We start from the raw sequence: 24,480 nt of genomic DNA on the forward strand, positions 1-24,480 counted from the left end.
TGCTCAAAACGAAAACGTTCTGGTTTACATAAAAAAAGAGGCTGCCGCAATCAAGCGACAACCTCTTTTTTCATCTTGGATTTTACAGAATACCCAAAGCAATTTCCATCATTTTGGTAAAGCTTTTCTGGCGTTCCTCCGCCGTGGTGGCTTCTTCCTTACCCAGCAGATCGGATACGGTCAGCAGACAAGCGGCATTTTTTCCGGTAACCGCCGCATTGTGGAAAAGCCCGAAGCTTTCCATTTCCACGGCAATGCAGCCATGTTCCTGATGAACTTTCTTCCAGTAGGGATTGGGCTGTGGCTCATAATAGAAAATATCCCCGGAATGCACACGGCCTTCCACCAGTGGGATTTCCAGCCCGGATGCACTCTGCCGAAGTCTTTTGCACAAAGCATCACCGGCTTTGATAACATTCCCGGTGAAACCGCTTTGATAGAGGGCGTAAGTGGATTCACTAAAAGATTCAGTAACCAAAATCACGTCGAAAAGGGCCAAATCGGGTGCGTATCCACCTGCAGAACCGATGCGGATAATATTTTCCACACCATATTGGGTGAACAGCTCATAGGAATAAATACTGATGGAAGGGATTCCCATACCGCTGCCCATTACCGAAACAGGCTTTCCCTTATAAGAGCCGGTGTAACCCAGCATACCTCGGACATGATTAAACTCTACAGGGTTATCCAGATACGTTTCCGCAATAAATTTGGCACGCAGGGGGTCACCCGGCATTAGAACCGTTTGGGCTATTTGTCCCATTTCAGCTTGGTTGTGTGGCGTTGGCATAGCAGGCTCACTCCTTTTTTACTATGCAACCAGTATAACATAACATTGGGTAAAATCAATCCCTGAATCGTATGAATCACAGCTGAGTATAGGATTACATTATTCACTGCTGTAAAAAATGTTATGCAATAGTTGACATTTTTCTGATGAGGTTATATAATGATATAAAATTGTTTTCTAAGGAGCTTCTCGACATTCCATGGATGATGGCGACAGTAGCAGCGAAGACAGCGATCGATGCTGTTTAAATAGGGTTTGTTTTGGAAGAATAGAATGATATGCTTTGCATTTTTAAAATGTCAAGGTATGTCTTTTTTTTGTTGTTTTTTTAGGATGGATTGATACAGGTGTATACCCCGTGCGGGGCCTTGGCTCCGTGCCGGATAAATATATTTTTACTAAGGAGTTTTTTATTCAATGGACGATCATTTACCTAAGCCTTGGCACGCCAAGACATTGGAGGATGTTGAAAGCATACACAACACCTCGCTGAATGGATTAAGCGATGCTGAGGCGGCAAAGAGGCTCAAAGCAAACGGATTCAATGAGATACGGCAGAAAAAACAGAAATCAGTTTTGGCAATGCTGTGGGAGCAGCTGACCGATGTAATGGTTCTGATTCTTATTGGAGCCGCCGGCCTATCCTTTATACTTAAAGAATGGACAGAGGCTGTGGTGATTCTGGTTATTGTCGCTCTCAATGCGGCAGTAAGCATCATTCAGGAAAAAAAGGCGGCCAATGCCTTGGAGGCCTTGAAAAATATGGGCGCGCCCACAGCAAGGGTACTCCGTGAGGGAGAAGAAAGCCGCATACCGGCCAAAGAGCTGGTGGCGGGCGATCTTGTGTATCTGGAGGATGGCTGTATTGTCCCCGCAGATATTCGCCTGGTGAGCAGCAACAACCTGAAAATTCAGGAGGCCTCTCTCACCGGTGAATCGGTGCCGGTGGAAAAAGAGGACGATGCCTTGTTTTCGGCGGGAGCCCCTTTGGGTGACCGCACCAATATGGCCTATAGCGCCTCGGTTGTCATGTATGGCAACGGCATTGGGTATGTGGTGGAAACCGGCATGCACACAGAGGTGGGCCAGATTGCCACCCTGCTGGAGGAGCAGGATGAATACGATACTCCCCTTAAAAGAAAGCTGAACAGTGCCGGAAAGGCCCTGAGCATTGTGGGCCTGCTGGTGTGTATTATTATATTTGTTATCGGTTCGCTGTATGGCCGGCCATGGATTCCGCTGCTGATGACGGCTGTTTCTTTGGCTATCTCGGTAATACCCGAGGGTTTGCCGGCTACTGCTACCATTGTAATGGCACTGGGTGTGCAGCGTATGGCCGGAAAAAATGCGCTGGTACGCAAACTGCCTGCTGTGGAAACGCTGGGCGGGGCTACCGTGATCTGCTGTGATAAAACCGGCACCTTGACCCAAAACCGCATGACTGTTACCAAAATTGCCATGAATGGGGATTTTGAAGCAGGTACCCCAACCGCTGTGGAAAAAGGGGCGGATACCCATGCTGTTTACCGGGAGCTTGTGTATGCAGCGGCTCTTTGCAACAACGCAAGTCTTGACCCGGATCGCCCCGGCGAAATACTGGGTGACCCCACGGAAGGCGCTTTGATCTTTTTAACCGATGCTTTTGGTATGGATCAGGAGCATTTGGAGGAGCAATACCCACGCTTGTTTGAACAGCCCTTTGATTCTGACCGCAAGCGCATGACTACCGTGCATAGGATGCAGGATGGGCTGACCGCTTACACCAAGGGTGCGGTGGATGAAATGATTCCCCTGTGTACACATATTCTCACTTCCCACGGCGTGCGGCCGATTACCGAAAAGGACCGTCTGGAAATCCGGGAGCTGTGCCTGAATATGTCTGCGGAGGCGCTGCGTGTTTTGGGCTTTGCTAAGCGCATGCTGCCGGAAATCCCACAGGAGGATGACACGAATGTGGAATATGATCTGACCTTTTTAGGGGCCGTTGGCATGATAGACCCGCCCCGAAAAGAGGTGGTTCAGGCTGTGGAAACCTGCCGCAATGCAGGCATCCGAACCATTATGATTACAGGTGACCACAAAATCACCGCAGTGGCCATTGCAAAGCAGCTGAGCATTTTCCGTGAAGGAAATACAGTGATTTCAGGGGATGAGCTGCACAGCATGTCCGATCCTGAGCTGGATCAAGCCATGAAGAATACCACGGTCTTCGCCCGGGTATCGCCCAGCGATAAGCTGCGTATTATCGAATCTCTCCAGCGTACCGGTGAAATTGCCGCTATGACCGGAGACGGTGTCAACGATGCCCCTGCACTCAAGGCCGCCAATATCGGCGTTGCCATGGGTAAAAGCGGCACCGATGTGGCGAAGGATGCGGCGGATATGTTGCTGTTGGATGATAACTTCACCACCATTGAATACGCTATCCGTGAGGGGCGGCGCATTTATCGCAACATCCAGAAGGTTATCCAGTTTTTGCTGGCTGGTAACATTGCGGAGATTCTCACTCTGCTGATTGCTACCCTTCTCAATTGGGAGGCCCCCATTCTGGCCGTGCATATTCTGCTGATCAATCTGGTCACCGATTCTTTGCCTGCTATTGCCCTTGGTGTTGACCCGGCCAGTAAAAACATTATGAAGCATAAGCCGGTCAAATCGGGCACCCTGTTTGAGCGGGGGCTTGTGGTGCGGGTTGTTATGTACGGTATCTTCATCACCATGGCAACGGTGGCCGCCTATCAGTTCGGCTTATCTTCCGGTGGATATCCGGTCGGGATGACAATGGCCTTTTTGGTTTTGGCGATCTCCCAGATGTTTCATGCCTTGAATCAGCGCTCCAATACAGATTCTATTTTCACCTCCGGCGTTGGCCAAAACAAGTTACTGCTTGCTACCATGGTTGTTTCGGGTGTGGTTTTGGCGATTGTTGTTTTAACCCCGGCCCTGCGGCGCTTTTTCAGTTTATCCATACTCAGTGGCGGGCAGTGGATGATTACTCTGGCTTTTTCATTGATTCCGCTGGCACTGGTGGAGCTTACTAAGCTGATACAGCGCAAGGTTTCTTAAAAAGCCTGAGTGTGAATCCGTGATATTCAAATATAAAAACAGGCATCGGATTGGTTCCGATGCCTGTTTGCGTTTATGTATTTAGTTCTCTTTGATTTGCTCGAAGCGATCCAACATATCTCTAGGCGGAGAATACATCATAATCTGCCCGTTGACAAAAGCCCCACGCTTAATTTCAATCTCATCGGTGGAGATATTGCCCAGAATGGAGGAACTGCTGCCGATAGAAAGAGAATTGCGGATATCCAGATTGCCCTTGATTTTGCCTTCTACCTCTGCCTGCAGGGCCTTGATGTTTCCCAAAACCCATGCACTGTTATCAATGTTGATGATATCATCGCAGCGAACATCGCCATCTACCTGAGCACCAACAATATAAGCATTGGCGGCTGTGGTATTGCCTCGAACCTTGCCTGCTACCAATACATTGGATTTACAGTCAATATCACCTAAAATTTGCCCCAAAAGCCGCACAGAATCCTCAGTCTGGAGAGCGCCCCGGATTACGGTTCCCTTGGAAATAACAGTTTTGTTATCGTCATAAGCAGAATCGGGGATCAACGAATCCACAATAGAACGGCTATCTGTATAAGAAGAACGTTCATTGGAAGAAGGCTGCTGATAAGAGCTGTAAGCAGAAGCCGCACTCTCTGCAAAAAAATCAGAACCATGCTCTGGTTGAGCATCAAAGGAAACCTCTTCTTCAAGGGAAGCTTCCGGCTCCTGAGCAGGAGGCGTATAGCCACCGTAGGAAGAAGCAGAAGGGGCGCTTTCAAAGCTGGGCTGGGTATCCCCAAAGTTATCCTTATCCTGATCAAATGCAACAACAGGTCTGAACAAATCGTTTTCAACAGGGGCAGGTGTGTCAGGTTGAGCGATTGGGTCTGAATTCTTTATAAAATCCCGCTTGACACTGCGCAGAGCTTCTAAAAAATCCTCTTTCAAACTCATTGCACAACCTCCTTCTCGTAATTTTCTAGAAAGGACTTAGGCGCTGTTTCCGAAGTAAGGGGTAAAAAACGATAGCCCCTTTCGGTATATTCCTGAATCAATTCATCCAAAGCCTCGGCGGTTGAAGAAGAGCCTGTTCCATCGTGCATCAGAACAATGCCGGAATCCAACTGCTCAAGAGCCGGATAGATATTGCTAAGGATAGCTTTCGTGGAAAGAGGGGGAACCACCGCATCCTGTGCAGAGGCATCCCAATCGAACTGCAAAAAGCCACGTAAGTCCAGCTCGTCCTTGAGTTGCGCCAACAGCTTTTGCCGCTGGGAATTGCCGGGGCTGATACTGCCGCCGGGCAAACGGTAGAGCCGGGTCTGCTGGCCGGTTGCTTTTTCAATTGCTTCAAAGATACGCTGATAATCCGCTAAAAAAGCATCCTTATCAGCATAGATGCGATCGAAAGGCTCTACGCAGGAATAAGAATGAATTCCAATGCTGTGACCATTTTTCACCAGCTCTTTGTAAAAAGCGATGTTATCAACCGAATCCCGGGCATCCCACCAAACAAAAAAGGTGGCTTTAATGCCATACTTATCTAAAACATCCAGCAGCTGCTGTGAGGCGCCGGAAGGCGTGTTATCAAAGGTAAGATAAATCGTTTTGGAAGATGGCTCTGGCGCAGGTGCTGCCAAGGTATCAAAATAAAGGTTTTGATAGGCAGTGGGTATGTAAGGGTTAGAAACAGCGGGAGCCGCTTCTGAACTGTCTTCCATTGGGGAAGAAGATGAAGGGGGGACCAGCTCTGCGGAAGAATCTGCATTCGACTGCCCGTTTTCGCTTTCAGGAAGAACGGCTAAAGCGGGCAGAGCATCCGGCTGCGATACAGCAACCTCTGAAATAGAAGATGTGGCATCAGCCGCCTGTGCGATACGAAACTCCTTCATCATGCGCCCCATTCGGAAATACAGCACAACGGTCAGAATGACCGGGAGCAGCAGCACCAGAACAATAAACAAATAAATGCCTGTTTTGATCCGCTGCACTCTTTTGGGGTTTATCATTTTCTCAACGTCCTCACATGTAATACACCTTTTTTAAGTTTAAGTTATCATGCCTTGAATGTCAAGGGAAATCGACAAAATCCCTCAAAGAATATCAAGGTTTCAGGGCTGAAATACCAAATATAAGAGAGCACTTTCTGGGCAATATGCATAGGAGGATGGATTGCCCCCTGCAGTGGCCTTACGGCAGCTTCCCAAGATATTTTCTTTCCAAAACCCGGTTGCGGTCTTGGGTATAGGGATTGCGCAGGCAGCTTAGTGCCTCTAAATCCAGCCGGGCAGAGATGATTTCACCTTCGCCTGCGCTCAGCGCTTTAGCGATGGTGCCATTTTTAACCTTGAGCAGCTCGTTGGGGGAATAAATGCGGGTGTCCCCATTCAACGAGAATCCCAGCCCGGTATCCCCCGTCATAGAGGACTGAATTCCAAAGAGATGATTTTCCTGCACACGCAGGCCAAGGCCGGAGGTCAGCGGGGAGGGAGGAACCGAATCCTGCATGGAACGAGGGCTCAGCAAGGCTTGAGCACCAAGCTTCTTGGCAATTTGAGCCAGCATGGGGTGTTGCTCGTCTGTGCCGGTCAGCAGGGAGAAAGCACCAAGCCGGGTATCGAATACCTTCAGCTCTGTGGCGGGCTGAAGTTGCAAATCCTGCTCCAGTGGGGAAAGGGACATCTTATCCTGACAGCCGACCAGATCACCGCTGTTGTTAAAGAGAAAAGCCCGGTGGTGCAGCTTAGTGTGTTCAAAATAAAGAGAGGAGCCGGCCATAATAAAAACGCCGTGAAGCTTTGCCAGCTCAGACATAGTGTGGAAATAAACATCAAATATAAAATCTGAAAAGTAGGAAAGAAAATCATCAAAAGCAGCCGTCCACTCAGGGGTGCGGCCCTCCTGCTTATAGGAAGCGCTCAGACCGGAAAAGCTGGGAATCAGAAAAATCGGCAGCAATCCGGCATACTCCGGAAAACAGACTAGCTGAGCCCTTTGATTGACAGCCTGCTCGATATATTGATTCATGTCGCTGATATAATCCCATAAAGCCTCATATTTGCGCAGCTTAAGCTGAACAGCCGAAACCCGCAGATCGCTTTGGGTGGTGTAGGATAAATTATCCGATTGGCGGATATCCAGCCGCCGGATGCATTTATCCACCTCCCGGGTTGAGAGCTTGTAGGAGATTAAAAGCGCCTGATGGGAGCGAATATTTACTTTGAATTTCATCCGGGCCGCCTCCTTTCAGGATGTAACTATATGAGTGAATCAGGCGGGCTGACCGCCTTGCCCATAGGGTGGTATACTATCTGTATTTTCAGATAGTATACCATAAAAAGACAAACGATCAAATACCATATCTTGAAAGACACACCATTTTATACTATACTGTTATCTGTAAAAGGCAGACTGCATTTTGGAGTTGTGCAGACAAAGCAATCTTGGAAGGGGTGGCCAAAGTTATGGACAAAAACCTGTCACTGATAGTGGAAAAACGACTGGAGCGTACCGCAAAGGCGCTGGGTGCCAATCGCATAGATGCCTATGTGGTGCAGAACACACAGGAGCTTTATGAGAAAATCCGTGAGGTTTTAAAAGAAGGAGAATCCTGCTCGGTGGGAGGCTCTATGACACTTCGGGAAACCGGTGTGGAGGCCATGCTCCAAAACGGACCGTATGAGTATTATGACCGCTATGCACCGGGGGCCAACCTTCGTGAGATTTACTATCAGGCATTGGGCTGCGATGTGTATTTTACCAGTGCCAACGCTGTCACGGAGGATGGCAAGCTCTACTGCATGGATGGCAACGGCAACCGGATTGCCGCTATGGCTTATGGCCCCAGAAATGTGGTAGTGGTGGCAGGAGCCAACAAAATTGTAACCGATATTGAAGCCGCCCGCCGCCGCAACCGGGAGGTTTCAGCTCCCGCCAATGGGGTTCGGCTGGAAAAAACCACTCCCTGTGCCTTAACCGGCGTTTGCAGAGACTGTGCCACCGATGAGCGGATGTGCAACATGGAGCTGGTTATTGAAAAGGGAAGAGAAAGAGAACCGGGAACCCGCCGGATTAAGGTGTTTCTGCTGCCGGATTCTTACGGTTATTGATTCAAAAGTGGTTGTTTTTCACATTGACGCAAAGCTGCTCTCTATGTTAAAATAAAACCTATATTTTCACGCGCCGCTCCGGCGCAAAAAGTGGGATTCCTGTGTCGAAATCAATTCGACATAGGAAGAATTACGCATCAAAACCATAAGGTCTTCAAGTTGAAGTCAGTTATGTCTACAGTCTGGCGCCCCGCTTCAGCGGGGCGTTTGCCTTATTTGGATGTAAGTTTTTCTGCCGAATACGGCAGAAAAACTTACACAAAGGATTTGTGGCGTGTGTCCGCAAATCCTTTTAGGCAGTCAATCAATGGTTCTGAAACATCAAAACAGGCCTGTTTTGCTGTCAACCAGAGCGAAAATTGCTCTGGTTGCAAGTGCGCTTCGCAAAGCGCATTTGTTCAGTGGACATTGTTTCACTCATTTTATTCAGGAAAGGGAGCGAGAAAGCGATGGATACCCTTAAGGGCTACAACATCATTGATTTAGAGGGAGCTCGCAATGTGCGGGATTTGGGCGGCATACCCTGTGCGGGAGGCAAGCAAACGGCAATGGGGGTGTTCATCCGGGCGGCCGGTCTGGGGGATTTAACCGAGCGGGATCAGGAAATCCTGCTGGAATATGGGGTGGATTGCATCATTGATCTGCGCTCTCAGCGGGAGGTGTGTGATAAGCCGGATTCTCTGGCAGAGCATGAGAAGATTGTTTATCGGAATATTCCCATGCTGGATCAGGTGCAGTCTAATATTTCAAAGCAGGAGCTGATGTATCCCAGCTCGATGCAAACTATGTATATGGGGCTGCTTGATCTGGATGGAGAGCTGATTCGCCAGGTGTTCGATCTTTTGAGTGATCCTCAGTATCGGTGCATGGTTTTTCACTGCACAGCCGGCAAAGACCGCACCGGGATCATTGCCATGCTGCTTCTGGATTTGGCTGGGGTCAGCCGGGAGGATATCCTGCACAATTATGTGATCAGCGGGGATCTGGTGCGCCCCTTGCTGCGGGCGCAGGAGATTGAGGGTATTCCCAGCTATGTGTTTGAATCCCGCCCGGAATTTATGGCGGATACCTACACACATCTTCAGCGGAAATACGGCGGGGCAAGAGAATATTTGCTTGCGCAGGGCAATACCCCCCAGCAGCTGGAAAGCCTGCTGAAAACGTTTGTGGAGCCCTAAAAGCATTTTCTTCTGTTACAGCATGTGGCATAAAAAACCACAGGACACCTCTTGTTAAGTAGTTGTATTGCACAGCAAAATACGCTACAATAAAGCTAGCCGCGCGATATTACAGCAGGGAGGCAGAGTAATGAAAAATTTGGTCAAATTTGCAGAAAATCGAGTGCGCCGCAACTACACAGGCGGAGCCGCTACCGATATGCTTCGGCGCAAAAGCACCTGTGTTGATAACAATAAGCCGGAGGATTGGATTGCATCTACTGTCAACGCGGGAAACCCGGATATGGAGCCGGTTGAAAACGAGGGGCTTTCCACTCTCGAGGATGGCCGACTGTTCCGGGATTTTCTCAGCGAGGCACCGGAGCATTATTTGGGCAAAGCCCATTACAGCAAGTTTGGGATTGAAACCGGCTTTTTGACCAAGATATTGGATTCTGCTGTCCGCCTTTGCATGCAGGGGCATCCCAGCCGGGATTTTTCACGCAAGCATTTGAATTCAAAATATGGCAAGCTGGAGGTTTACTATATTTTCAGTGTTCGTCCGGGCATTGACCCCTATATCTGGCTTGGTTTCCAGCGGGCCCCCAGCAGGGAAGAATGGACAGATATTGTGCTGAAGCAGGATAGTGAGCGCCTTTCCGCCTGCTTTGACAAAGTTCCTGTTAAGCCGGGGGATGTGTGGTTTATTCCCGGTGGCATGCCGCATGCTATTGGTGAAGGGGTCCTGATGATTGAGATCATGGAACCTTCGGATTGGTGCGTGCGCTGTGAGTTTGATCCGGCCCGCAAGGTGGATCACAAGCAGACCTATTATATGGGCCTTGAACCCTATGATGCTATGGGAATCTTTAATTATACCAGCTATTCTGTGGAGGAAGTGACCCGCAATCAGCGTGTAACCCCCGCCATGGCTATTTCTACCCCGGAATATACATATGAAACTCTGATTACCCCGGCTCTCACTGATTGCTTCACAGTGGATAAGCTGACTGTGCTTAAAAACTGTATGATTGATAAGACCACCGAAACCTTCTATACCGGCGTGGTGACCAAGGGCGCTGTTACTGTATCGGCCGGCGAGGATACTCTGGAGCTGAAAGCAGGCGAAAGCTTTTTTGTCAGTGCCGCCTGTGATCAGGTGGAATACCGTCTGGATAGCTCCAAGGCTGAGGTTTTGGTCATGAAGCCCGGCCCCGGCGCATAAAATCAGGGAAATTTTCTTTCGGAGGTGATGAAAGCCTCCCAAGGAATGGCATATTGAAAGGAGCTTAATAAATCATGAGCAAGAAAGTTATTTCCACCAACAAGGCCCCAGGGGCGATTGGCCCATATTCTCAGGCCGTTGCAGTGGGAGATTTTATTTACACCAGCGGCCAGATTCCCGCAGACCCTGCCACCGGTGAGCTGGAAACCAGCTGTATTAAAAAGGCCACTGCCCGCAGTCTTGACAATGTAAAGGCCATTTTGGAGGAAGCAGGTGCTTCTATGGAGCAGGTGGTTAAAACCACTGTATTCCTGACCGATATGAACGACTTTGCTAATGTCAACGAGGTTTACGCCACCTATTTTGATGGCAACCCGCCTGCCAGAAGCTGTGTGGCTGTGGCGTCTCTTCCCCGTGGTGTGCATGTGGAGATTGAAGTTGTAGCCTATATTGGTAAATAGGGCTTTTAAAACGGTCTAAAAAAACGGACTATCGGCGTAAAGCGGATAGTCCGTTTTTTGTATTTTAAGCGGCCGGGCAAAGCTGTGGCGCTCAAAATAGGATTTTCGAAGGGGTATCTTTAGCGCACTGTCCCGATGGGGTCTGTCTACTCGCAGCGGTCTAAATCAGCGAAAAAATCCTGAATGGGTGTGTCGTACAATTCAGACAAAGCAAGCAAAACGCTGATACGAATGCTGTAAGTCCCCAGCTCCATTTCTGAGATGATTTTTTGATGAATGTCCAGCCCTATACTTTTATTCTTTTGCACAGGCAAGGGCTGGTTAAGTTGTAACGCTTTCCGCTCCCCGAACTTCCAAAACTTTCAATGAAAGCAATTGAAGCCGCAGATACTGCCAGCCGTTTTCCTCATACATTTCCAAAACACCCACGGCCTCCACCCAATCGTTGGGTTGGGGGTAAGCATTGTTCCAAGTGACCTCAAACCCGGCATTGGCATCGTAGCTGCAGCAGCCCGGGCCATAGCGAATAACATAGTGATAGGTCTGCCCGGTTTCCGTCCAAGTGTTGGTGTTGTAAATGCCTTCGTATTTAATGATCTTCCCCACATAATCTTCCGGGTTCAGGTAGATATCATTGGTTTGGGCAATAAACAGCTTCTCCTTGATTTCCACCAGATTGCCTAAAGAAGCGGCCGCCACCTCAGCGGCAAGCGCATCTTGAGAGCTGCTGTTTCCGCTGGTATCCTCGCTTTCATCGTATGAAGAAGCTTCTTCTCCCTCACTGGGGGCAGATTCGCTTTCAGGCAGAGAGGGGGCATCCGGCACAATCACAGCCCGGGTTCCTCCATTGTTATAGGGCAGAATCTGGGTGCTGTCTTTTTTACCGCAGGCGGTGAAAAGCAGCAACCATACAAGCGAAACAGCAATCATCTTTTTAATGGCTTATACCCTCCCTTTTAACCAGCCGGTCAGGCTGAAAATCAGCAGCAGAACGATGTTGACCACCACAATGCTGGCTCCCGTTGGAGTTGAATAAACATAGGAACCGGCGATTCCCACCAGAAAGCAGAAAACGGAAATAATACCGGAGCAGATAATCACGCTCCGAAAGGTTTTGCAGACACGCATAGAGGTGAGGGCAGGGAAGATAATCAGGCTGGAAATCAGCAGTGCTCCCATCATGCGCATCCCCAGCACAATGGTGACAGCGGTGAGAAAAGCAATCATCATATTATAAAGGTTTACCCGAATGCCGGTGGCCTGTGAAAAGGATTCGTCAAAGGTTACGGCAAAGATTTTGTTGTAGAAAAGGATAAACAGAATCAGCACCACAATGGAAAGGGCAATGCTAAGATAAACATCGCTTTTGCTCATGGCCAGAATGCTGCCAAACATAAAGTTGCACACATCGGTGGTCATGCCGGTGGTCATAGAAACCACGATAACACCCACGGCCAGCGAACCGGTGGAAATCAGGGCAATGGCCGCATCCCCTTTGATGCTGCTGTTTTCACTGATGCGCAGAAGAAAAAAAGCCGCCAGAACCACCACCGGGATGGAAACCATCAAGGGGGCGGCGTTAAACGCCATAGCGATGGCCAATGCCCCAAAGCCTACGTGGGAAAGACCGTCGCCAATCATGGAATAACGCTTGAGCACAAGGCTGACCCCCAGCAGAGAGGCGCAAAGAGAGACCAGCACCCCCACCACCACGGCCCGCACCAAAAACGGATACATAGACATTTCAATGAGAAGATTAAACATCCCTTTCACCTCCCAGAAAGCTTTTACCCAGCGGGGTTTGAACATATTCTCCGGCGGAGCCGAAAAAAAGCTGCTTGCCGTGCAGATGCAGAATATGGCTCGCATAATTCACGGCACTGTGAATATCGTGGGAAACCATTACAATGGTGATGCCCATGTGCTTGTTGATATCCGCAATCAGCCGGTAAAGCTCTTGTGTAACCATGGGGTCAAGCCCGGATACCGGCTCATCCAGCAAGAGAAGCTTTTTTGTGGCACAAAGGGCGCGGGCCAGAAGAACCCGCTGCTGCTGGCCGCCGGAAAGCTCCCGGTAGCATTTGTTCCGCAGGTCGGAAATGCCCAAACGGGCAAGGTTATCCTCCGCCGCCTGCTTATCCGCCCGGATAAAGAAAGGACGAATGCCCCGGCTGTTGAGCCGCCCGGAAAGCACCACCTCGTATACACTGGCGGGGAAATCCTTCTGGGCCGCAGTTTGCTGGGGCAGATAACCGATTTCGGTAGCGAGAAGGCCGTCACCCATCTGGATATTTCCCTGTGAAGGGGCTTTGAGCCGAAGCAGACCTTTGATGAGGGTGCTTTTTCCCGAGCCGTTTTCCCCCACAACACATACATAATCTCCGCCGTTTACTTCAAACGTTACGCCGCTGACGGCAAGGTTCCCCTCATAAGCGAAGGAAACATCCTGACAGGTGATCAGAGCCATATTAGTTTAGAGCCTCCTTAAGTGCATCCAGATTTTTAGTCATCAGTGAAAGATAGCCGTCTCCTGCTTCCAAATCCTCTTTGGTTACGTTGTGGCAGGAATGGAAGAGAAGCTTTTTCGCACCGGTAGCCTCGCAGACAGTATCCGCAATCTTTTGGTTGGAAAGCTCGATGTGAAGCACCACCGGAATATTTTCCGATTTGACCCTGTCAATGAGGAAAGCCACTGTGGCGGCGCTGGCGTCAGTCTGGGTGGAGCAGCCAGAAAAAGCGGCGGAATAATCCAGACCGTAGGTATCCACAAAATATCGGAAGGGGAACCGGTCGCCGAAAACAAGGGTCTTTCGGGAACCCTCAGCCACGATTTTGGCAAAGGCATTATCAAGCTCAGTCAGCTTTTCCAGATAAGTGGCGGTGCCTGCTTCATAAGCGGAGGCATGGACTGAATCAGCCTCGCACAAGGCATCGGAAAGTGCCTGCACAATTTTCATGGCATTTTTAGGTGAAGTCCACACATGCTCGTCTTTCTCATGCTGGTGTTCCTCCTCATGCTCATGATCGGATTCTTCTTCGTGGTCATGGTCTTCTTCGTCCTCATGTTCCATGCCTTCTACCATTTCTTCCTCAACGGTTTCCACTGTTTCGGTCAAGGCGATGATCTTTTTATTGCTGGTATCCACTGATTCAAGAATATGCTCTACCCATGCATCGGAATCGCCGCCCACATAGATGAAAACATCGCATTCCTGAATTTTAATCATATCCTGCGGGGTAGGCTCAAAGGAATGGCTTTCCGCTCCCGGGGGCAGCAGCTGGAAAAGCTCCACCTTATCGCCGGCAATTTCCCTGACAAAGTCATAGGGCGGGAAAATAGTAGCCACTACCTTGAGCTTATCCTCATTGGGGTTTTGCGCATTGGTGCTGGGTGCGGCCGGCTGGCATCCGCTGAGAACACCCAGAGTCAGAGCCATGACCAGCAGCCATGAAATCATATGTTTCATAGAAAAGAACCTCCGTATTTTTGGGTTTCCATGCAAAAAAATAAGGAAATCGCCCCACCGGTTAAGATCGGTGAGGCTAGACTTCCTTATGGAGACTTTTCTAGTTGTTGAGCCTTACCCGTAAAGCTACAGGAGAGACCGCTTCATGGGAAAGCAAGGGCAACCCCAGCAGCCACAATGCCAGTGTAATTTGAGCCAGCACGAAGAAGGCTGCAATGTTGGCCATTCTCAGCTGAGCCAGAAAATGGGACGCACCCCCCAGCTGAAGGCAGATGCCGCAGTGATCGTGGGTGCATTCGTGGTTGCTGTGCCGGGAGATCAGGTCAAGGGAGATAAAAGCAGCCAGAACTATGCACAGGCACAGTCCCAGAACGAGCAGCTTTTTGAAAACAGGCTTACGCATTGGCTGTTTCTCCCTTTCGCTTTATACCAAAATTCAGGCCGAGCAGTTATCACTGCTTAATTGAAGGATATTCTAGATTGCTTGGGTATGTTCGATGCATCGGCTGCATTTTCCATAAAAAACAGTTTTGATGCGGTTAATGGTGAAGGTATGCGTTTCAGCGATATGCTGCTGCAATTCTTCCATATACTGGCATTCCAGTGCGATCAGAGCACCGCAGCATTCACATTTTAAATGAAAGTGAGCCATGGGCGCTTCTCCGTCCACATATTCATAACAGGCACTGGGAACGCCGTCCAGCATATATCTTCGAAGCTTTCCGGCGGCCACCAGCTTAGCCAGTTGGCGATAAACGGTGGCCATACCCATAGGCGTGTCACTTCGTTGAAAATTCTTTGTAATCTGTCCGGCTGTCACATGGCATCCTTCCAAGGAAGACATATAGGCCAAAATTGCCTGACTTTGCTTTGTTTTATATCCTGCCGAGCCTCTCAAATACATCGCCTCATTCGCCGCTGCTTTATGCAATCAAATCGATATTCACAGGTGCTGGACACAAAATCTCCGAGAAGAAAATCTGTGCTCCCCACAATCCTGCGATCTTAAACCTGTACAACTATAGCATCGGAAAAGATGCTTGTCAAGAAAAATGAGAATGTTTTTCAAATTTATGATAAATAATTTCAATGCAAGGTTTGCAGCAGGGAAAAAACCATAGTATTGTTAAACACCTATTCTTATGATACAATTGTAACGTAATAAATTCTCAGGATGCACAGGCAAGTGTTTACCACCTGCGATTATCTTATGTAAACAGTGTTTCTTCAAAGGAAAATACAGCTGCCCGCATCATTTTTTACTTTTTTATCCGATATATCATTATGAAGCGGTTTACAGTCTGGTAGATACAGACAACCGCCCTTTAAGCTATGAAAGAGAAGCCTTGGATTATGCAATATACTCTCAAACGTTCCAAACGAAAAAGCTTGTCTCTGTCGGTTACACCTGAACTGGAGGTTATTGTTAGGGCACCGCTCAAAGCCTCGGCTAAGAGCATAGAGGCGTTTGTTGCCGGGCATACAGGCTGGGTTGAACAAACTTTGGCGAAAATGGCACAGAAAACTGCACCCCGCCACCGCTTTGCCTGTGAAAATGGTGATGTTGTTTATCTTTTGGGTCAACAGCTGGTTTTGGAGGTTCGGCCTGGAGCCGATGTGAAAGTGGAGCAGAGGCGTCTTGTTGTAGGTGAGTCCGGCCAGCTTGGTCACATAGAAGCTTTTTTTCGGCAAAAGGCACTGGATTTTTTAACTGAAAGAACCAGAGAGTGGGCAGAAAAGACAGGAAAAGCACCCACCGGCGTTAAAATTACCGGCGCCAAGACCAGATGGGGCTCTTGCAGCAGCCGGGGGAGCATCTGCTATTCTTGGAGGTTGATCTGCCTGCCCGAGGCTTTGATAGACAGTGTAGTCGTCCATGAGCTTTGCCACCTAAAGTTGTGGGAAGCGGGCCATTCTGCTGCTTTCTATGCAGAGATAGCACGCTATTTGCCGGATTATAACCAGCGCCGGGAGCAGCTTCGCCAGTTTCAGTGGCTGCTTACGCTTTAAAGCTTGTTGTGCAGTTCAGCTGAATTTTTTAGCTGCTCATTTATATGAAAGAAAATACTCTGAATTTCTCAAAGGCCGGCGGAGTACGTTGCGGAAAATACCTTGAAAAGGGAACACCGCTGTTTTAAACGGCAGCCGCCGAAAGATATCCATCTAGTGGGGGGATAACCTTGGAGCTTTTGCTTGTGCCAGTCCCTTTGTTTGACAATCAAATGACCGTGCAATTTTATCAGTTCAGCTACCACGATGGCAACGATCTTTACCACACCAACAGCGTAGGCTATTCTTTTGACGGGGCTACCTATTCGCCTCTATTGGAAATCCTCAACAAGGTTGGTATAGAAGCGTTTACAGCAGGGAAGCCGATTTTTGTGCCGGTCAGCAACATTATGCTTTTGATGAACCTGGATATGCAGTGCAGACAGCCCTCTGAAAAAATTGTTTTTCTGTTGGGCTCTGGTGTCAAGCCGGTTGAGCCGTATCTCTCCCGGGTGGCTTATCTGCGTGAAAAAGGGTTTCGGTTTGCTCTTCGGGAGGTAGAGGATCTGTCTGCCTGTGCGTCGCTGCTGGCCTTCTGCGATTATCTCCTGGTGGATTATGCGGGGGGTGACTTGCAGCGGTGGGAGGAGCTGCTTGCTGATGTTGCCCAGTATTTTGACTGGATATCCATTGTGATGACAGGCATTGAAACCAAAGCAGAATACGAGCGGCTTCGGGAGAAAAACATCGATCTTTTCGGCGGTCAGTTTTATACCATGCCTATCACGCAAAGCAAGGCAAAGCCTGAACTGAAGCCAATGAAGGCGAATCTGGTGCGTCTGCTGAATATTTTAGGAGACGATGATTTTGGGTTGGATTTGGTGGCTTCTATTGTGGGGCGGGACCCGGCCTTGATTATCTCTCTTATGCGTATGGTTAATTCACCGTATCTTTCATTGCGCAATAGGGTTAAAACTGTCTCTCATGCTGTGGCAATGCTGGGGCAGGTGGAGATGCGCAAATGGGCGAGAGCAGCTGTTTTTAAATCCCTTTGTGTTGAAAAGCCGGATGAATTTATCCGCATTTCTCTGCTTCGAGCTAAGTTCTGCGAAAATCTGGCCTCTTGTTTCGGTCTGCAAAAACACTCCGAAAGCCTTTTTTTGATGGGGCTTTTTTCGGTGGTGGATCTGGTTATGGATATGCCTATGGAGCAAGCGCTGGAAATTGTGCTGGTCACCGAGGAAATACAGGATGCCTTGCTGCATGGAGAAGGGCCCTTTGCGCCGGCAGAAAAAATGGTTCGCTGCTATGAAAGAGCGGATTGGACAAGCGTTTCCCGCCTGATGATTTTGCATAATATTTTGCCGGATAGCCTGCACCGCGCCTTTATCGATACCACAGGCTGGTACAGCGATCTGATCAACGAAGAAGTCAAACCCATTCGCCGAGCGGTGGCAGCCGATAATCTGTTTGGCTAATTCAGCCCTTTGAGGGGAGAGTTGAAATTTTGTTCAATAAAAAAGCGCGTGGAGGAGATTTTAATGGAAACCCATCAAACAGTAGAAAAGCAGGTTAAAAAGAAAAATTGGTTTTCTCGATCTGCAAAGAAACCTGTTAAAATACAAAAAGGAACACAGAGCGCTTCCCGCATGCTGAAGCTTACCCGCAGGCTTGGCTTTAAGATTTCCGTTTTTGTGGTAGCGGGCATTGCCATTATCGGTGTTTTTTCGCTGGTTTTTATGTTCGGCAGTATGAGCAATACTGTGGGCAGTATCAACACAGAACGCAGCCGGCAGGCACTGCTGACAATGAACTCGATTATTGAGGAGGAGCAGGCCAGTTCTGAAAAGGCTGCCAAAAGCATAGCTGCGGATGCTGCTGTCATTTATGCTATGGAAAGAGGCAACGCTGCGCAGGTGGAGGCTGCTGTGTCGCAGGTGATGACATCACAAGACCTTGATGTGGATTTTGTAACCATTACAGATTCGCAGGGTGTCGCCATCGCCAGAACCCACAGCGACAAAGCCGGAGATTCGGTGATCAATCAGAAGAATGTGGCTCTGGCTCTGGAAGGGCAGACTACCACGCACACGGATCTGGGAACCGAAATCAAAATCAGCATGCGAACCGGAACCCCTATAAAAAACAAAAGCGGCCAGATTGTCGGCGTTATTTCAACCGGGTATTCGTGGGTTAAGCCGGCATTTGTGGATAGGCTTAAAGAGATTACCGGCAATGAGTTCACCATTTTTATTGGAGATGAACGGGTCAACACCACCATTATGAACAATGGGGAACGTGCTGTTGGCACCAAACTGGATAGCAAAATCGCTGCATCCGTGCTGGAAAACAATCAGGATTATTTTGGCGAGGCGGATATTTTGGGTTTGCCATATGCCACGGCCTATCATCCCATCATTGATTCCGAAGGCAAGGCCATTGGAATCTACTTTGCGGGTGTTTCGCTGGTATCCACCAACGCCGCTATTGCTTCTTCAACCATTGTTTCGGTAGCAGTGGTGCTTTCTTTGATGATAGTCATTGTGCTGGCCTTGGTTGTATTTACAAGACGTGTGATTTCCTATCCCCTTGCGGAAATGGCCAAGACAGCTACGGCACTATCCCATGGCCAGCTGGATGTAGAGCTGAAATACCAGTCAAAAGATGAGCTGGGGATTTTGGCAAACGCTTTGCGCTCGACCATAGCTTCGCTGAAAAGCTATATATCCGACATTGATGCAAAACTGGGGCAAATGTCTCGGGGAGATATGCGCATTAAGATGGAGCTGGAATATGTGGGGGATTTTACTGCAATCCGTGCTTCCATAGAAACAATCGCCCAGAATCTGGGTGATACTTTGCTTCTTATCAATACCGCCGCCAATCAGGTGCACATGGGAGCGGATCAGGTATCCTCTGCTGCACAGGCACTGGCCTCCGGCGCCGCAGAGCAGGCCGCTACTGTCGAGGAGCTCAGTGCTTCTATTACCAGTGTTTCGCAGCAGGCAGAACAAAATGCGGTCAGTGTTCAGCAGGCCACCGAATATGTGGAGCAGACAGGCGCCTCAGTTAACAATGGGAATCAGCATATGCAGAAGCTGAATGCTTCTATGGAGGATATCGGCGCCACTTCCCGGCGTATTTCCGAGATTACCAAGGTCATTGAAGATATTGCTTTTCAAACCAACATTCTGGCTCTCAATGCCGCTATTGAAGCGGCTCGTGCTGGGGCGGCAGGCAAAGGCTTTGCTGTGGTGGCCGATGAGGTGCGCAATCTGGCGGGAAAATCTGCGGATGCCGCAAGGCAGACTGCCGAACTAATTGAGCAGTCTTCTCTGGCTGTGGAGGAGGGTACTGGTCTGGCTGATGAAACCACCCGGATTCTGGAGGAAGTGGCTCAAAAAGCCAAGCTGGTGGTGGAATCCATCCGGGCAATTGACGTAGCCTCTGCGGAGCAGGCGGCTTCTATTGAGCAGATCAATCAGGGGCTGACACAGGTTTCCTCCGTTGTGCAGACCAATGCGGCAACCGCACAAGAAAGCTCTGCTTCCAGTGAGGAAATGGCGGCTCAGGTGCAAATGCTGCGTGAACAAATCCAGCGCTTTAAGCTGCGGGATGAAGCTGTGAAAAACAGTGATTTTACTCTAAGTTCTTCAAGGCTTTGAAACCGGTTTTGCTTGCCGGATGGAACGCCTGATTTTGATCGATGATTCCATCACTGGTTTGACCCCGTGAACAACACCCACGATAAAAAGACGGCAGGATATCCAATATCCTGCCGTCTTTTTATCGTTTAAAGCTGCCTTATTCCAACTCAAAAGCACCGGTATACAGCTGATAGTATTTGCCTTTTTCGCTGATCAGCTGGTCGTGGCTGCCCCGCTCAATGATGCGGCCATGTTCCAGAACCATGATAACATCCGAATTCTGCACAGTGGAAAGGCGGTGTGCGATGACAAATACAGTGCGCCCCTTCATCAAAGCATCCATACCCTTTTGCACAATGGCTTCGGTTCTGGTATCAATGGAGGAGGTGGCCTCATCCAAGATCATAACAGGAGGATCCGCCACAGCCGCCCGAGCAATGGAAATCAGCTGACGCTGCCCTTGGGAAAGGCCGCTTCCATCTCCTTGCAGAATTGTTTCATAGCCCTGCGGAAGCATCTGGATAAATTCGTGGGCATTGACTCGCTTGGCTGCCTGGATGCAATCCTCATCGGCAGCGTCCAGATTGCCGTAGCGGATGTTATCCAGAACGGTTCCGGTAAACAGGTTTACATCCTGCAAAACCACGCCCAGAGAGCGGCGGAGATCCGCTTTCTTGATTTTGTTAATGTTGATGCCGTCGTATCGGATTTTACCGTCCGCAATGTCATAAAAACGGTTAATCAGATTGGTGATGGTGGTTTTGCCCGCACCGGTGGCGCCTACAAGAGCCACCTTTTGCCCGGGTTCAGCATAAAGGGTGATATCATGCAAAACAATGTTGTTTTCTTCATAGCCGAAATCCACATCATAGAAACGGATATCCCCTTGCAAGGGCGTGTAGGTAACGGTTCCATCATTGTGAGGGTGCTTCCATGCCCAGCATTCTGTCCGTTCCTCACATTCAGTGATCTGGCCATTTTTCATTTTGGCGTTAACCAGCGTCACATAACCATCATCGGTTTCAACCGCTTCGTCCATCAGCTCAAAAATACGGGAGGCTCCGGCCAGAGCCATAATCACCATATTGAACTGCATGGAAATTTGGCCGATGGGATTTACAAAGCCGCGGGAAAGGGTAATGAAGGAGACAATGGTTCCAATGGTGAGAGTATGAATGCCGGTCAGGCTTAGATTGGGGATACCGGCTATACCAGCCACACCGCCTGCAACGGCCAACAGCACATATAGGATATACCCCAGATTGACTATCACAGGCATGGTTATATTGCCGTAGCGGACAGCTTCAGTGGCACTGCGGCAAAGCTCCTCATTTTTGGCATCAAAGGTTTCCTGTGCCTTTTCTTCGTGGCAAAACACCTTGACTACCTTTTGGCCATTGATAATTTCTTCAATAAACCCATTAACATCGCCTAAAGACTGCTGCTGCCGAATAAAAAATTTGGCACTGCGTCCAGTCAGGGTCTTGACCACTTTCATCAGGATAAAGGTGAATAAGATTACTACAACAGTCAGGTTGATGCTCAGATACAACATGGCACAAAAGGATGCCACGGTGGAGAAAATGGAAGAGAGCATCTGGGGCAAGCTTTGAGAAATCGCCTGCCGGAGGGTATCGGTATCGTTGGTATAGCGGCTCATTACATCCCCATGGGCGTGGGTATCAAAATACCGAATGGGCAGTGTCTGCATATGACTGAACATATCATCACGAATCTTTTTAAGTGTGCCCTGCTCAATAATAGCCATCAAGCGGTTATAAATCCAAGTGGAAAGCACACCGATTAAATAGATCACGCCCATAAAGGAAATGGCTTCTAATAGTTTTGAAAGATCTGGGTTATTGATCCCCAGAAGAGGGATGATGAAATCATCAACCAGTATCCGGAAGAATACCGAAATAGAGGCGCCTGCCGCCGCACTGATCAAAATGCACACCACAACCAGTATCATATGGAGCCTATAGGTTGCCATGTAGGAAAACAGCCGTTTGATGGTACCTGGCTTAAAGCGGGGCCCGGGTCTTTTTCCCTGTGCTTTGGTATTTTCACGCATGCAGAGCACCCCCTCTGTTTTGGGATTCATAAACCTCTCGATAGATGGTGCTGCTGGCCAGCAGCTCTTGGTGGGTGCCAACGGCATCAATTTTGCCATCATTCAGCACAACAATCTTATCGGCATCCTGCACCGAGGCGACACGCTGGGCAATAATGATCTTGGTGGTGTTGGGGATGCTTTGAGAAAAGGCTTGGCGGATCAGCTGATCGGTGCGGGTATCCACCGCACTGGTGGAATCATCCAGAATCAGGATTTTAGGCTTTTTCAGCAGCGCCCGGGCAATGCAAAGCCGCTGTTTCTGGCCGCCGGATACGTTGGAGCCGCCCTGCTCGATATAAGTATCATACTGATTGGGAAATTCCCGAATAAAGCCATCCGCCTGAGCCAGTCGGCAGGCCTCCATCAATTCCTCATCAGTGGCATGTTCGTTGCCCCAGCGCAGGTTTTCTTTAATGGTGCCGGAGAAAAGAACATTTTTTTGCAGAACCATAGCAACCTGATCGCGAAGAGCGGTAAGACCATATTCCCGCACATCCACGCCGCCCACCAGCACTCTGCCGGAAGCCGCGTCATACAGGCGAGGAATCAATTGTACCAGACTGGATTTAGAGGAGCCTGTCCCGCCCAGAATGCCCACCGTTTCACCGGAAGCAATAGAAAGATTAATCTGATCCAGAACCGGCTTGCTGGCCTGACGGGAGTAGGAGAAGGTAACATTGTCAAAAACAATGGAGCCGTCTTGAACTGTTTGAACAGGATTCGGGCCATCCTGCAGGTCGCTTGTTTCATCCAGCAGCTCCACAATACGTTCGACAGAAGCCCGGGAGATGATAATCATGACAAACACCATAGAAAGCATCATCAGGCTCATAAGAATCTGCATAGTGTAGGTAATCAGGCTGGTCAGCTCACCGGTGGAAAGCCCAAGCACAGGGTCGTTCCCACTGGCCAGTATGGCTTTTGCTCCAAACCACGAAAGCGAAAGCATGCAGGCATACATACAGAGCTGCATCAATGGCATGTTGTAGGCAAGACGCTTGGCTGCGGACGAGAAGTTCTCGAAAATGATTTGGGAAATGGCCATAAACTTGCTTTTTTCATGCTCCTCACGGGTATATGATTTTACCACCCGGATGCCCAAAAGGTTTTCCTGCACCACGCTGTTCAGGCGATCGTAGGTGCGGAATACCCGGACAAATATAGGATGTGCCTGGTGGATAATCAGCCAAAGGCTAAATCCCAGTATTGGGATAGTGATAAGAAAAATCAAAGAGAGGCGGGAATCAATGCGAAAGGCGAAGATCAGGGCAAAGAAAATCATCATCGGCGCGCGCACACCAAGACGCACAATCATTTGGTAGGCGTTTTGTACATTGGTAACATCTGTGGTTAGTCGTGTAATGATGCTTGCGGTGGAAAACTTATCGATATTGGAAAAGGAATATCTCTGAACACTGTGGAAAATATCATGGCGCAGGTTTTTGGCAAAGCCTGCGGAAGCAATAGCGGTGCTGCTGCCGGCCCGAATACCCATCCACAATGAAAGCATAGCACAGACAATCAGAACCAACCCAAGCAGCAATACATTGGACATGCTGCCCTGGTTGATTCCATAATCGATTAAAACGGCCATAATGGTGGGAATAACAATTTCTAAAACCGATTCAATGGTGACATAAACCGGTGCCAGAATTGTATGCTTTTTGTATTCCCGCACACTGGATAAAAGCTTTTTGACCATACCAACTCTCCTTATGCTGAAATTGCTGAAAAATACTCTGAAGTTGTTTTTAGGATAAATTTTCTCTCATTCTCTGAAGATAAGAGAGCAGTGTTTGCAGCTCTTCTTCTGAAAAGCCCTTTATAAGAGTTTCTTCCATTTTTTCCGCATCCTCACACATCAGTGCCTGAATTTTTCGGGCTTCATCCGTGAGGATAATCTGCTTGAGGCGGGCATCCTGTTCCACAGAGAGCTTTTGTATCAAGCCTTTTTGCTCCATAAGGGTGAGGACCTTGGAGACCGTGGAACGAGCGATGTTAAAATGGGTTTCAATATCCTTCTGGTAGATTTCTTTTCCTTCATTTTCAACGAGATAATGAATAATCCATTTGTGGTTACCGGTGGCATTTTTGATTTCCTTCCCATGGATAGAAAATTCAAAGTAACGACGAATCGAATTGTTTAGTGCTCTCAGTTCGACCCGTATTCGTGTTTTTTGCATGCCGCATATCCTTCCTTTTAAAATTATGTTCATTTCAAATAAAGTTAAAGCATACCTTTTTTTAGGGTATTGTTCGCTATAGAACTGTTCGCTATAGAACATTATAGCTATGGGACGTAAATGTGTCAATAACTTTTGAATATATTTGTTTAAATCCAACATATAAAACAAAAAATTCAGCTTTACATATAAATTTTTCTATAATCGATTATAGACGGCCATAAGCCTTTTCTTCTGAAAATCAAGTCTTTTCTTTTGGCAGAACCTTTC

21 protein-coding genes are annotated in these 24,480 nt (G+C 48.6%); 8 read left to right on the plus strand and 13 right to left on the minus strand.

From position 1 onward, the window contains the following. Positions 1–82: 82 nt before the first annotated feature. Positions 83–793 (minus strand): purine-nucleoside phosphorylase, encoded by a 711-nt coding sequence (gene deoD, locus U6B65_01075; GenBank protein WRS27750.1) that lies wholly within the window; start codon positions 791–793, stop codon positions 83–85. A gap of 417 nt (positions 794–1,210) precedes the next feature. Between deoD and U6B65_01080 the strand changes: the two genes are divergently transcribed. Next, positions 1,211–3,859: a cation-translocating P-type ATPase gene (locus tag U6B65_01080; GenBank protein WRS27751.1), complete on the plus strand. Its 2,649-nt coding sequence runs from the start codon at positions 1,211–1,213 to the stop codon at positions 3,857–3,859. 81 nt (positions 3,860–3,940) lie between these two features. Here the strand turns inward: U6B65_01080 and U6B65_01085 are convergent, their stop codons facing one another. From U6B65_01085 to U6B65_01095, 3 genes are all read right to left on the minus strand, one after another. After that, positions 3,941–4,810, minus strand: coding sequence for a polymer-forming cytoskeletal protein (locus U6B65_01085; GenBank protein ID WRS27752.1), 870 nt, complete (start codon positions 4,808–4,810; stop codon positions 3,941–3,943). After that, positions 4,807–5,865: a polysaccharide deacetylase family protein gene (locus U6B65_01090; GenBank protein ID WRS27753.1), complete on the minus strand. Its 1,059-nt coding sequence runs from the start codon at positions 5,863–5,865 to the stop codon at positions 4,807–4,809. The genes U6B65_01085 and U6B65_01090 overlap by 4 nt, the downstream gene beginning before the upstream one ends. Positions 5,866–6,046: 181 nt before the next feature. Continuing rightward, positions 6,047–7,087, minus strand: coding sequence for a nitrilase-related carbon-nitrogen hydrolase (locus U6B65_01095; protein WRS27754.1), 1,041 nt, complete (start codon positions 7,085–7,087; stop codon positions 6,047–6,049). A gap of 233 nt (positions 7,088–7,320) precedes the next feature. On the opposite strand from U6B65_01095, the gene U6B65_01100 reads away from it, so the two are divergent. The 4 genes from U6B65_01100 to U6B65_01115 all read left to right on the plus strand — a co-directional run bounded on the left by U6B65_01100 (position 7,321) and on the right by U6B65_01115 (position 10,808). After that, on the plus strand, positions 7,321–7,965 hold the full coding sequence (locus U6B65_01100) for a lactate utilization protein (GenBank protein ID WRS27755.1): 645 nt from the start codon (positions 7,321–7,323) through the stop codon (positions 7,963–7,965). Between the two features lie 449 nt (positions 7,966–8,414). After that, positions 8,415–9,143, plus strand: coding sequence for a tyrosine-protein phosphatase (locus U6B65_01105; protein WRS27756.1), 729 nt, complete (start codon positions 8,415–8,417; stop codon positions 9,141–9,143). A gap of 130 nt (positions 9,144–9,273) precedes the next feature. Then, positions 9,274–10,347, plus strand: coding sequence for a mannose-6-phosphate isomerase (locus U6B65_01110; GenBank protein WRS27757.1), 1,074 nt, complete (start codon positions 9,274–9,276; stop codon positions 10,345–10,347). Between the two features lie 74 nt (positions 10,348–10,421). Further along, positions 10,422–10,808, plus strand: coding sequence for a RidA family protein (locus tag U6B65_01115; GenBank protein WRS27758.1), 387 nt, complete (start codon positions 10,422–10,424; stop codon positions 10,806–10,808). Positions 10,809–11,129: 321 nt separating this feature from the next. On the opposite strand, the gene U6B65_01120 is transcribed toward U6B65_01115, so the two are convergent. The 6 genes from U6B65_01120 to U6B65_01145 form a co-directional block, all read right to left on the minus strand. After that, positions 11,130–11,738 (minus strand): hypothetical protein, encoded by a 609-nt coding sequence (locus U6B65_01120; GenBank protein ID WRS27759.1) that lies wholly within the window; start codon positions 11,736–11,738, stop codon positions 11,130–11,132. 12 nt (positions 11,739–11,750) lie between these two features. Beyond that, positions 11,751–12,572 (minus strand): metal ABC transporter permease, encoded by an 822-nt coding sequence (locus U6B65_01125; protein ID WRS27760.1) that lies wholly within the window; start codon positions 12,570–12,572, stop codon positions 11,751–11,753. Beyond that, positions 12,565–13,275, minus strand: a complete 711-nt coding sequence (locus U6B65_01130; protein ID WRS27761.1) for a metal ABC transporter ATP-binding protein — start codon at positions 13,273–13,275, stop codon at positions 12,565–12,567. The genes U6B65_01125 and U6B65_01130 overlap by 8 nt, the downstream gene beginning before the upstream one ends. Before the next feature lies 1 nt (position 13,276). Continuing rightward, positions 13,277–14,275: a metal ABC transporter substrate-binding protein gene (locus U6B65_01135; protein WRS27762.1), complete on the minus strand. Its 999-nt coding sequence runs from the start codon at positions 14,273–14,275 to the stop codon at positions 13,277–13,279. A gap of 100 nt (positions 14,276–14,375) precedes the next feature. Continuing rightward, positions 14,376–14,678: a hypothetical protein gene (locus U6B65_01140; GenBank protein ID WRS27763.1), complete on the minus strand. Its 303-nt coding sequence runs from the start codon at positions 14,676–14,678 to the stop codon at positions 14,376–14,378. A 72-nt stretch (positions 14,679–14,750) separates the two neighbouring features. After that, positions 14,751–15,095, minus strand: a complete 345-nt coding sequence (locus U6B65_01145; protein ID WRS27764.1) for a transcriptional repressor — start codon at positions 15,093–15,095, stop codon at positions 14,751–14,753. A gap of 533 nt (positions 15,096–15,628) precedes the next feature. On the opposite strand from U6B65_01145, the gene U6B65_01150 reads away from it, so the two are divergent. The 3 genes from U6B65_01150 to U6B65_01160 all read left to right on the plus strand — a co-directional run bounded on the left by U6B65_01150 (position 15,629) and on the right by U6B65_01160 (position 19,929). Beyond that, entirely contained in the window at positions 15,629–16,285 is a 657-nt protein-coding gene (locus U6B65_01150) for a SprT family zinc-dependent metalloprotease (protein WRS27765.1), read from the plus strand. A 185-nt stretch (positions 16,286–16,470) separates the two neighbouring features. Beyond that, positions 16,471–17,742 carry an HDOD domain-containing protein gene (locus tag U6B65_01155; protein WRS27766.1) on the plus strand — a complete coding sequence of 424 codons (1,272 nt, stop codon included), beginning with the start codon at positions 16,471–16,473 and terminating at the stop codon, positions 17,740–17,742. 63 nt (positions 17,743–17,805) lie between these two features. Continuing rightward, on the plus strand, positions 17,806–19,929 hold the full coding sequence (locus tag U6B65_01160) for a methyl-accepting chemotaxis protein (protein WRS27767.1): 2,124 nt from the start codon (positions 17,806–17,808) through the stop codon (positions 19,927–19,929). A 139-nt stretch (positions 19,930–20,068) separates the two neighbouring features. Here U6B65_01160 and U6B65_01165 read toward each other — a convergent pair whose 3' ends face one another. Genes U6B65_01165 through U6B65_01175 form a run of 3 tightly spaced genes read right to left on the minus strand, consistent with a single transcriptional unit; the run spans position 20,069 to position 24,210 of the window. Then, on the minus strand, positions 20,069–21,985 hold the full coding sequence (locus tag U6B65_01165; GenBank protein WRS27768.1) for an ABC transporter ATP-binding protein: 1,917 nt from the start codon (positions 21,983–21,985) through the stop codon (positions 20,069–20,071). After that, positions 21,978–23,729: an ABC transporter ATP-binding protein gene (locus tag U6B65_01170; protein ID WRS27769.1), complete on the minus strand. Its 1,752-nt coding sequence runs from the start codon at positions 23,727–23,729 to the stop codon at positions 21,978–21,980. The genes U6B65_01165 and U6B65_01170 overlap by 8 nt, the downstream gene beginning before the upstream one ends. A 49-nt stretch (positions 23,730–23,778) precedes the next feature. Further along, positions 23,779–24,210, minus strand: a complete 432-nt coding sequence (locus tag U6B65_01175; protein WRS27770.1) for a MarR family transcriptional regulator — start codon at positions 24,208–24,210, stop codon at positions 23,779–23,781. Positions 24,211–24,480 lie beyond the last annotated feature (270 nt).

The sequence above is a fragment of the Oscillospiraceae bacterium MB08-C2-2 genome (assembly GCA_035621215.1).
Taxonomy (GTDB): Bacteria; Bacillota; Clostridia; order Oscillospirales; family Ruminococcaceae; genus WRAV01.